At 61.7% G+C, this 4,462-nt stretch carries 3 protein-coding genes and 1 pseudogene; 2 read left to right on the forward strand and 2 right to left on the reverse strand.

The features are described 5' to 3' along the window. Both EN906_RS24215 and parC read right to left on the reverse strand, forming a co-directional pair. Positions 1-337: pseudogene (locus EN906_RS24215) on the reverse strand (AI-2E family transporter); the annotation flags it as partial. A 238-nt stretch (positions 338-575) separates the two neighbouring features. After that, a complete protein-coding gene (parC, locus tag EN906_RS24220; RefSeq protein ID WP_127267504.1) occupies positions 576-2,828 on the reverse strand; it encodes a DNA topoisomerase IV subunit A in 2,253 nt (750 codons plus the stop codon). Here parC and EN906_RS37380 point away from each other — a divergent pair. Together EN906_RS37380 and EN906_RS24225 are read left to right on the forward strand one after the other, a co-directional pair. Continuing rightward, positions 2,784-3,053 carry a hypothetical protein gene (locus tag EN906_RS37380; protein ID WP_127258120.1) on the forward strand — a complete coding sequence of 90 codons (270 nt, stop codon included), beginning with the start codon at positions 2,784-2,786 and terminating at the stop codon, positions 3,051-3,053. The two genes, parC and EN906_RS37380, sit on opposite strands and share 45 nt — an antisense overlap. A gap of 103 nt (positions 3,054-3,156) precedes the next feature. Further along, positions 3,157-4,347: a hypothetical protein gene (locus EN906_RS24225; protein ID WP_127267503.1), complete on the forward strand. Its 1,191-nt coding sequence runs from the start codon at positions 3,157-3,159 to the stop codon at positions 4,345-4,347. Positions 4,348-4,462: the final 115 nt, after the last annotated feature.

Genomic DNA, 4,462 nt, shown 5'->3' on the forward strand with positions numbered 1-4,462 from the left:
AGTCGCGGACCTCGTGGATAGCATAGGTGCCGGCGAGCGCGATCGGGATCACCAGGAAGGCGAAGATAAAGAGGATGGCTAAGGTCGCGGCGATGGTGCGGTTGCCACTGACCGCGACAAGCAGGCGGCGGTAAAGCGGCCAGCTTGCGAAAGCGATGACGAGCGCCGCCAGCACCGGAAACAGGAAGCCGTGGAAGAAATAAACGCCGGCGGCGACGATCAGCACCAGCAGCCAGCGCGCCGCCGACAGCGGCGGGATGACGGCGGACCTGAGCGGCGTCGACAGGCCGAACAGGCGTTGCTGCCGTTCCGGTTTCTGGATTTTTGCTTCCTTCAAACGCCTGGCTCTCCCAAACACCCCTCCTGTCTATGCACTGATATAGTGCAGCAATCGTGACGATAGTCCAAATGATTGGGGATCTCCCCCCTCGAGGGGGAGATGGCCGGCAGGCCAGAGGGGGTCGCCGCGCGTGAAGCGCTAACCTCCTCTGCCGGCGAAGGAGGTCGCGTCCAGTCGTGCCGACCCCCTCTGTCGCCTTTGGCGACATCTCCCCCTCGAGGGGAGATTAGCAGCGCTACCCAAATTTCCCCGTCCTCGGGAATCCCTTCGGCACCATCCGTCCGGCCGACGCACGGGCACCGATCCACTCGGCCAGTTCCTCGCGCGACCTTGTGAAGGTGCGGTCGGCCGAATCCTGCCAGGAGAGGCCGGTCTCCAGCGTGAACGGTTTGAGATCGAGAAGGCCGCCATCCTTGTATTTCTGCAGCCGCACGCCCTTGCCGCGGCCCATCTCCGGAATCTCGGCGAGCGCGAACACCAGCATCTTGCGATTCTCGCCGACGATGGCGAGATGGTCGCCGGTGACCGGGATGCAGCGCTTGGCTTCGTCCGGCGCCTTGACGTTCATCACCTGCTTGCCCTTGCGGGTGTTGGCGACGACTTCCTCCTCCGGCACGATGAAACCGTTGGCGTCGTGCGAGGCCAGCAGCAGCTTGCGCTTCGGGTCGTGGACGAAGGCGGTGACGATGTCCTGGTCATTGTCCATATCGACGATGATGCGGATCGGCTCGCCATGGCCGCGCCCGCCAGGCAGCCGGTCGGCGCCGATGGTGTAGAATTTGCCGCCGGTGGTGAAGACCAGCACCTTGTCGGTGGTCTGGGCATGGAAGGCGAGCTTGAGGCTGTCGCCCTCCTTGAAGGTCAGCGTCGAGAGATCGGCCAGATGCCCCTTCATCGCCCGCAGCCAGCCCTTTTCCGACACGACGACCGTGACCGGCTCGCGCTCGATCATGGCGTGTGCGATGTCGGCCAGATCATGCTCGGGCGCGTCGGCGAACTGGGTGCGGCGCTTGCCGAGTTCGGTCTCCGGACCGAACTTGTCGCGGATGTTGGTGACTTCCCATTTGATCGTCGCCCACTGCTTCTCGTTTGAAGCAAGCAGTGCCTCGATCTGCTTCTTCTCCGCGCTCAGGCCGTCGAATTCCTTGCGGATCTCGAATTCTTCAAGCTTGCGCAGAGCGCGCAACCGCATATTGAGGATGGCTTCGGCCTGGGTGTCGGTGAGCGACCAGCGGGCCATCATCACCTGCTTTGGCTCATCCTCCTCGCGGATGATCCTGATCACCTCGTCGATGTTGAGGTAGGCGATCAAATAGCCGGCAAGTATCTCCAGCCGTCTTTCGATCTCGCCAAGCCGATGTTTCGAGCGGCGGATCAAAACCTCGCGGCGATGCTCGAGCCACTCCTGCAGTACGCCCTTCAGCGACAGCACGTTGGGCACCTTGCCGCGCGACAGGACGTTCATGTTGAGCGGGAAGCGGCTTTCGAGCTCGGTCAGCTTGAACAACGATTCCATCAAGATGCCGGGATCGACCGAACGGCTCTTCGGCACCAGCACGACGCGGACGTCCTCGGCGCTTTCGTCCCTGATGTCCTCGAGCAGCGGCAGCTTGCGTGCCATCAGCAGTTCGGCGATCTTCTCGATCAGCCGCGCCTTCTGCACGCCGTAGGGTATTTCGGTGACGACGATGCTCCAGGTGCCCCTGCCCTGGTCCTCCTGGAACCACTTCGAGCGCACGCGAAAGCCACCGCGGCCGGTTTGATAGGCTTCGAGGATCGAGGCGCGGCTGTCGACGATGATGCCGCCGGTCGGGAAATCCGGCCCCTGGACAAACTCCATCAGCTTCGCCACCGGCGCGTCCCGGTTTTCGATCAGGTGAAGTGCGGCATCGCAAAGCTCGGCGGCGTTGTGGGGCGGGATCGATGTCGCCATGCCCACCGCGATGCCGGACGAGCCGTTGGCCAGCAGATTCGGAAAGGCGCCGGGCAAAACCACCGGCTCCTCGTCTTCTTCATTGTAGGTCGGCCGATAATCGACGGCATCCTCGGTGATGCCGGACAAGAGTTCGGTCGCCACATCGGTCATGCGCGCTTCGGTGTAGCGCATGGCGGCGGCGTTATCACCGTCGATGTTGCCGAAATTGCCCTGCCCGTCGACCAAGGGATAGCGCATCGAAAAATCCTGCGCCAACCGCACCAGCGCGTCATAGATCGACTGGTCCCCATGCGGGTGGAACTTGCCCATCACCTCGCCGACGATGCGGGCGCATTTGGCAAAGCCCTGGTCGGGGTTGAGCCGCAGCAGGCGCATGGCGTGCATGATGCGGCGATGGACCGGCTTCAGTCCGTCGCGCACATCGGGCAGTGCCCGGTGCATGATGGTCGACAGCGCATAGGCCAGATAGCGCTCTTCCAGCGCCTTCTTCAGATCGACCGGTTCGATATGATCGCCACCGCCATTTTCAGGCGGCAAAAGCCTTTTTCCCATGGGCTCGGACTAGCCGAGCGGGTGATTCGCGGCAAGAGCCCGACAGAGATACCGGCCCTTCTGCAACACGAAACCGCACCCCGGGGGATGTCGGCCAACATCAGCCTGTTACATGCGGGTTCTATGGCCAAGCGCGACGACATCCGGCTATCGGCTCTTCATGACAAATTCACCGGTTTGCGCAAAGACGGTGGGATCGGGTTTGCCTTTCACCGCGATTTTTGACCAATGTGCCGGGACACGCCTTTTTCCGGTCCAGTTCGTCACGGAATGGTGATGGCGCAAATAATTGAAAAAACAATTTCAGGACACTCTCAGGGACCTTGCGATGACAATCAAACGCTCAACTCTTAGGAAATTAGCCCTTTCGACCTTCTTGCTCACGCTGCCGCTGAATGCGGCCCTCGCACAGGATACGGCAGTGGCCGACCGGCTGAAGGCCGCGCTTGTCGCACAAGGTGTCGACATCACCTGGACTGGCGTGACCGGCGACAACACCAGCATGGTGCTGCAGGGCGTTGCCATCAAACCGGCGGCGGAGAAGGAAGCGCTTCCCATCGGCGACGTCAAACTCGAAGGTGTGACCGAGGCAAATGGCGGCTATGACATCGCCACCGTATCGACGGCTGCCTTCACACACAGCAAGGACGGCGTCACCCTCGACCTCAGCCCCTTCGTCATCCATGACATGACAGTTCCGGCCGACGGCGCCACCGGCCCGCTCGGCTCGCTGATGATGTACAAGTCAGCCGAACTCTCGAACATGACCGTCAAGGTCGCCGACAAGACCGCCTTCTCGATGGATGGACTTGCCATCGAGATCACGCCGCCGGCGGACGGCAAGGCGATGGAATTCACCGCCACCACGGAGAAATTCAACGCCGACCTGACGCTGGTGGACGATCCGAAGTCCAAGGAAGTCATCAACGCGCTCGGCTACCAGAACATCGCGGGCAATCTCGAAATGGCCGGCACCTGGCAGCCCACGGACGGCAAGATGGAACTGTCGAAATACGACATCTCGGTCGAGAATGCCGGCACGCTCGGCATGACCTTCAATCTCGGCGGCTACACGCTGGACTTTATCAAGTCGCTGCAGGAAATGCAGAAGAAGATGGCTGCACAGCCCGAAGGCGCCGACAATTCGGCGCAAGGCATGGCCATGCTCGGCCTGTTGCAGCAGCTTTCGTTCAACAGCGCCTCGATCCGCTTCGACGACGATTCGCTGACCAACAAGGTTTTGGACTATGTCGGCAAGCAGCAAGGCATGTCCGGCAAGGACATCGCCAACCAGGCCAAGGCGATCGTGCCGTTCGGCATGGCGCAGCTCAACAATCCGGAACTGACGGCGCAGGTTACGGCCGCGGTCAGCAAATTCCTCGATGATCCGAAGAGCCTCGAAATCTCGGCCGAGCCGCCGGCATCCGTGCCGTTCGCACTGATCATGGCGGGCGCCATGTCCAACCCGCTCGACCTGCCGAAGACGCTCGGCGTCACCGTCAAGGCCAACGAAGACTGATCGAAGTAGTTCCCTTCTCCCCGTCACTATACGGGGAGAAGGGAACTACTTCGATCAGTCTTCGTTGGCCTTGAGGGTGACGCCGAGCGTCTTCGGCAGGTCGAGCGGGTTGGAC

Source organism: Mesorhizobium sp. M7A.F.Ca.CA.004.06.1.1 (assembly GCF_003999135.1).
In the GTDB taxonomy this organism is placed as follows: Bacteria; Pseudomonadota; Alphaproteobacteria; order Rhizobiales; family Rhizobiaceae; genus Mesorhizobium.

Coding starts and splice junctions, on each gene's coding strand:
- EN906_RS37380 (WP_127258120.1), top strand. CDS start 2,784: ATGATCGCCACCGCCATTTTCAGGCGGCAAAAGCCTTTTTCCCATGGG.
- EN906_RS24225 (WP_127267503.1), top strand. CDS start 3,157: ATGACAATCAAACGCTCAACTCTTAGGAAATTAGCCCTTTCGACCTTC.
- parC (WP_127267504.1), bottom strand. CDS start 2,828: ATGGGAAAAAGGCTTTTGCCGCCTGAAAATGGCGGTGGCGATCATATC.